Source organism: Cytobacillus firmus NBRC 15306 (assembly GCF_001591465.1).
GTDB lineage: Bacteria > Bacillota > Bacilli > Bacillales > Cytobacillaceae > Cytobacillus > Cytobacillus firmus.
In genome coordinates this window covers 1-5,136 of the sequence record NZ_BCUY01000142.1, presented here as the reverse complement: position 1 = coordinate 5,136, position 5,136 = coordinate 1, and the positions used below count along the sequence as shown (strand labels likewise).

The 5,136-nt window shown below is 33.5% G+C and carries 4 protein-coding genes and 1 pseudogene; 1 reads left to right on the top strand and 4 read right to left on the bottom strand.

Features of this window, described 5'->3' with window-relative positions:
- Positions 1-60: 60 nt before the first annotated feature.
- From BFI01S_RS20795 to BFI01S_RS20780, 4 genes are all read right to left on the bottom strand, one after another.
- Positions 61-489, bottom strand: coding sequence for a YrvL family regulatory protein (locus BFI01S_RS20795; protein ID WP_478219363.1), 429 nt, complete (start codon positions 487-489; stop codon positions 61-63).
- A gap of 220 nt (positions 490-709) precedes the next feature.
- Complete coding sequence (locus BFI01S_RS20790) at positions 710-1,093, bottom strand: DUF6262 family protein (RefSeq protein WP_061794293.1); 384 nt, start codon at positions 1,091-1,093, stop codon at positions 710-712.
- Entirely contained in the window at positions 1,086-3,122 is a 2,037-nt protein-coding gene (locus tag BFI01S_RS20785; protein WP_061794292.1) for a tyrosine-type recombinase/integrase, read from the bottom strand. Before BFI01S_RS20785 ends, BFI01S_RS20790 begins: the two co-directional genes overlap by 8 nt.
- Entirely contained in the window at positions 3,122-4,213 is a 1,092-nt protein-coding gene (locus tag BFI01S_RS20780; protein WP_061794291.1) for a tyrosine-type recombinase/integrase, read from the bottom strand. The genes BFI01S_RS20785 and BFI01S_RS20780 overlap by 1 nt, the downstream gene beginning before the upstream one ends.
- 85 nt (positions 4,214-4,298) lie before the next feature.
- On the opposite strand from BFI01S_RS20780, the pseudogene BFI01S_RS20775 reads away from it, so the two are divergent.
- Positions 4,299-5,039 (top strand): annotated as a pseudogene (locus tag BFI01S_RS20775) (Tn3 family transposase); the annotation flags it as partial.
- Positions 5,040-5,136: the final 97 nt, after the last annotated feature.

Genomic DNA, 5,136 nt, shown 5'->3' with positions numbered 1-5,136 from the left:
AAAGATTTTAAAAAATAATAAAGCTTCAAAATTAATCTTTAGTTATTACTAACGCTTCCTTTACTTTTGAGAGCCAAATTTATTCTCTATTTCCTTGAAGTCTTTGCTATCAATATCTGGTGGTTCTTTATCATTTTCTCTTAATGTCCAATTAAAAAATCCAGAAATCAATGCAAATATGAGCGAACCTTGCGAAGCAATCTCAATATTCACCATAAATGTATCGAGTAACTCCATTAACACAAAAGTGAGACCTGTATTCAAAATAAATGACAACCAGCCGTTGCTTGATTGAATAATACCAACAGATCTCAAAGCTTTTGGTATCGCATTTGTAATGAGTGAGAGAGGTATTTCAAGGAATACATACATAACAAAGAAAAATACTAAAGCACTGATTGAATTATATTGTAATCCGAGTAACCTTAAAAATATGTATTCAAAAAAGGTAATACCAAACAAAATTATTAGTACGATAGATGTACAGATAACTATTGTTTTAATTTTATTTATCTTAAACGACTCCTTCCTAAATTTGCCCGTTAATTTAAGTACAACGCTTCACAACCTCTCTTAAATTTTATCATTATATTCAATTTTCTTTAAAGCTATTGTTCCAGAAAATGGCCCGATTGCTGAATACAACTTATCTTTTAACGGCATTGTCATATTACACAGAAAATCAAACAGGGAGGGAAAATCGTAGATCTTAAATTCCCTCATAAATCTTCCCAAATTTAATTTTCATTTGTTCTTTAATTTCTTTATTTTCCTTCTCTAAATCTTTGATTCTCTTCCGTAAGGAAGAAATAATTACATCTTTAGATGCGTCACTCATATTTCTTTTAGCTTGTTTTATTGAAGGGAGACCTTCTTGTTGATTGCGAAGTGTTTCGATTCGTTCTCGGAGTTCTGTATTTCTGTATAGAAATGCTTTTGAAACCCCTGATTCTGCAGAAACAGAGTTAAAATTGATTTTTATTTGTTTTTTTATCATCTTTTTGATCGCTTCTTCAACTTTTTGAATAGTCTTTTCCGTTTTTAACTTTGCATGTTTTATAATACCTTCGGTATTTGGGTTTTCATTAGACATTTTGCATCACCTTCTCACGTTCATCTCCAACATACTCACGCCTGGTTTTATCTAAACCAAAGATACCACCAGTATGTAGTAAACCATTTGCTAATTCTTTATATCTTTTTAATTTGGGCTCAATTAACTCAACGGAACGTAACCTTCCGGATTTTTTGTATACTCCAATATCAGCTTCCATTTTAGATATCTGTTCTTGGTAATAGTCGAGAAACGTCTTGTCAACGTGAAAACTTCGGCAGTTGTTTTTAATACAGGGTGGTTCTAATGTCTGTTCAAGAAAATCACAATGAAGTTTAGGGCTTTTTACACAAAACCCATGATCTAAACGAATGGAGTCCATGTTATGACGTATCCATTCCAGTTCAACTCCGTTTTCTTCAGCCTGTTGAGCTAAATTAGCGACAATAACTTCTCCATGTGTATCTAGTCTTACTGCGCCAATATCGCGAGCCTTTTCCCATTCATCACGGAGTGTTTGATCATGAATTTGGGCATAGACTAACGTCATTTCAGGACTGGCATGAGCCATCAGTTTTTGAACATGAAGAATATTCATTCCGTTATTAATCAAATTAACACCGTAACGGTGTCGGAACGCATGATTTTTAAACCAATAAATTTCTCCATCTTTGTCCTTAATATTACATCTGTTAGCTAGTTTATTAAGGTTCAACTTAATGGAATCTTGCGATATGGGATTACCCATCCTTTTCCCTTTAAGTGTTGGAAACAAATATTTCTTAGGGTTCGTGTCCAAAGTTGATCTCTTTTTTGTAAGTTCTTGCTGCGCTAGGACCACATTTGCAATTTCCTCTGAAATAGGAACTTTATGATTTTTATAACTTACTTTTCTTTGATCTCCGATAATCCACCAGCCATCTTCTTGATTTACTAAGCAGTCAATTTTAAGTGATAAAACGTCACTTATTCGAAAACCTGTAGCTTCCATTAGAAGAATTATAGGTATATGATCTGAGGAAAGTTGGTTAATATGGTAAATTAACTGTTCCCATACTTCATCCGGGATATATTTAATTTCATCAGCTTTTGCTCTTTTCTTTTTAGGGATATCTTCAATTGACAATAGTGAAATTACTGACTTTGTCGGAGCTTCTTCCCATTCGAATTTCTGTATGTATGAGATAAACGTTTTAAGGTCTATTAAAAAACGATTTACATAATTGTGATCTGGATTAATTAAATATTTTCCCTTTTTAATAGTGGAATGTCGCAAGTATTCAATGTACTCCTCAATATCCATTCTGGATAGCTGGTTTAATTCTTTCCACTCAGGATGTTTACCCTTCAAAAAGGTGAAGAAAAACGAAAGTCTATTTAAATAACATATTGCTGTAGAAAAGCTAATGGATTGCTGAACAACTAGGCGAGTCTTTATATATTTTTTAAATAATTGTCTATAAGGTTGTGGAACCTTCGAAAAGTCTAATGAATATCTACTAATTGTATTGTTATAATTAATATTCAATTTTCGTACATCCCAACAATCCTTGTCTGTTTCATCACGTTCATCATAAAGCTGATAATAAAATTCATAAACTTGAAGAAAGAGTCTAATATACAAAGATGGTTGAACTGTTGGTGACAACCATGGTGATGACTTTTTCCGGTGTACAATTTCAACTGATTTTCCATTCTCTACAAGAAATGTTCGATATTCTGTTAGAAACTTTTCCTTCTGTATATCAATAATAGAATCTAAATTGGCATAGTATCGAGAGATGAATTCTGTAAAAATTTTAAGACATGGAGAATAATGCATGAAAGCATAGGTAATCGAAATCCTTGTCTCCTTTAATCCCTTATAAAAATAGTATTTTAATTCATTTTTCAATCTAAGATTGTGTACCTTATCAAAAATCAATTTTCTATTCCAATCATAATGTTTATCCAGGATGGGACATTCTTGTACATTCCATACATCATTTGCCCAATATCCATGTAATGGTTCATTTATCTGTTCCAGATGGTGGGGAAGGGGTTTTATTTTCAATGTACTCTGTGTCATTATTTATCTCTTCTTCCTATTTTTTTGTTTGATTGAGCTTGTTCCCAGCTTCCACGTATGGTTTCATCGGATGCATGGATATAAGTCTGTATCGTTGTTTGAACGTGTGCATGCCCTAATAATCTCTGTATGATGGCAATATCTACTCCTGCTTCATGTAACTCTGTGGCATATGTATGCCGAAGCATATGAGGGGTAAAATCTATTCCTGTTTTTTTCTTCATCCGTTTAATTAAAGAACGTACAGAACCATCAGTCATTGGTTTACCACGATTTGGTCCAGTTAAGGTGATAAACACATAATTGCTATCAATTTCGTAAGAATGAAAGTCTATTAGATAATCTTGAAAGAGATTCATAGTCTCAATAGATACATAGACTTTTCGTTTTTCTCCATCGGATGTTTTGGATCTCCTAACCGAAATAGCATTTTTACCAATATCAAAATCCTCTACCCACAGAGAAAGGGCCTCTCCAATACGTAATCCACCTTCATATAAAATACGGAACAATAATTCATCCCGTATATTGCTGCAAGCATTATGAATTACTTGTAATTGGTTTTTATTTAACGTTTTAACTGTACGCTTTGGCTCCTTAACTTTTAAAATGTTTTTATCATAAGAATTCCCTTTTGTAATGTGATGGAGGAAGGGTTTAAACGTCCTAAAACGCCCTGGGGCCTGCTTTTTTAATTGATTATTTACATTTCCCACGTAATCCTCATTACGAGTCAAATAGTCATAGAATCCTATGACACAAGTTATGATGGTATTGACTGTTCTTTCTGATCGTTTAGCTAAGGTTTCTTCAAAGTAAATGACTTTTGTAGATTGATCGGGAATTCTCAGCCAACCGATGAATTGAGCCAAGATATCAAGGTTCACTTCTTGATATCTTAACCGACTTTCCTCTAGGAATTGAAAATAAAGCTTTAGATGGTAACAGTATGACTTTAGTGTATTTTCAGCTTTTCCAATGTTATCTAAATACTTTATATACTTTGCAACCGGTATGACCGGATAGCCTCTCTTATCAATTAACAGATATCTTTTCTTCTCTTGAATGAGAACTTCTTGTACTTTCAACATTCCACCCCCTAATTCGTAAGATACTATATATTCATAAATTTAATAGTACAAATAATAATTCTTTAATGAAATATAAAAGAAGTAGTTACTATCGCAAGATACGTTAATAACTACTTCTAATACTAGTACAATTAAAGCTGGCTATACAGATTCAGTATTCGGATTAAGTCATTTGTTAGGTTTTCGTTTTGCGCCAAGGCTTCGTGACTTAGCTGATTCCAAACTATACACAATTCAAAAGCCAAGTGATTTTCCTGACCTAGAAAAATTACTTCGTGGACGGATTAACACAAAGATTATTCAGGAAAACTTTGATGACGTACTCCGTTTAGCCCATTCGATTCGAGAAGGAAAAGTGTCTGGTTCGCTGATTATGGGGAAATTGGGGTCATATGCAAGACAAAACAAGTTAGCTACTGCCTTACGAGAAATGGGAAGAATCGAAAAGACTATTTTTATTTTAGATTACATATCTAATGAAGCTCTACGTAGGCGTATTCAACGAGGCTTAAATAAAGGAGAAGCTATGAATGGCTTGGCAAGAGCATTATTCTTTGGAAAACGAGGTGAATTACGAGAACGAGGACTGCAAGATCAACTTCAACGCGCAAGTGCTTTAAACATTATAATTAATGCCATTAGCGTATGGAATACCGTATACCTTACCGAAGCAACAAATTTGTTGAAGGAAAAAGGGGATTTGCGAGAATACTTGCTAAAACATATTTCACCCTTGGGATGGGAGCATATCAATTTTCTTGGTGAATACACCTTTGATATGAGGAAAATAGCTAGTTTAAATTCACTGCGTCCTCTTATTCAATAAAATTAAAGCCGATATTTCTTTAGCGTAGGAAAAATCGGCTTTTTTCATGTCGAAATTTGCTTAGCGTATGTTTTGCGCTTTTTGTTGGTAGGACCCC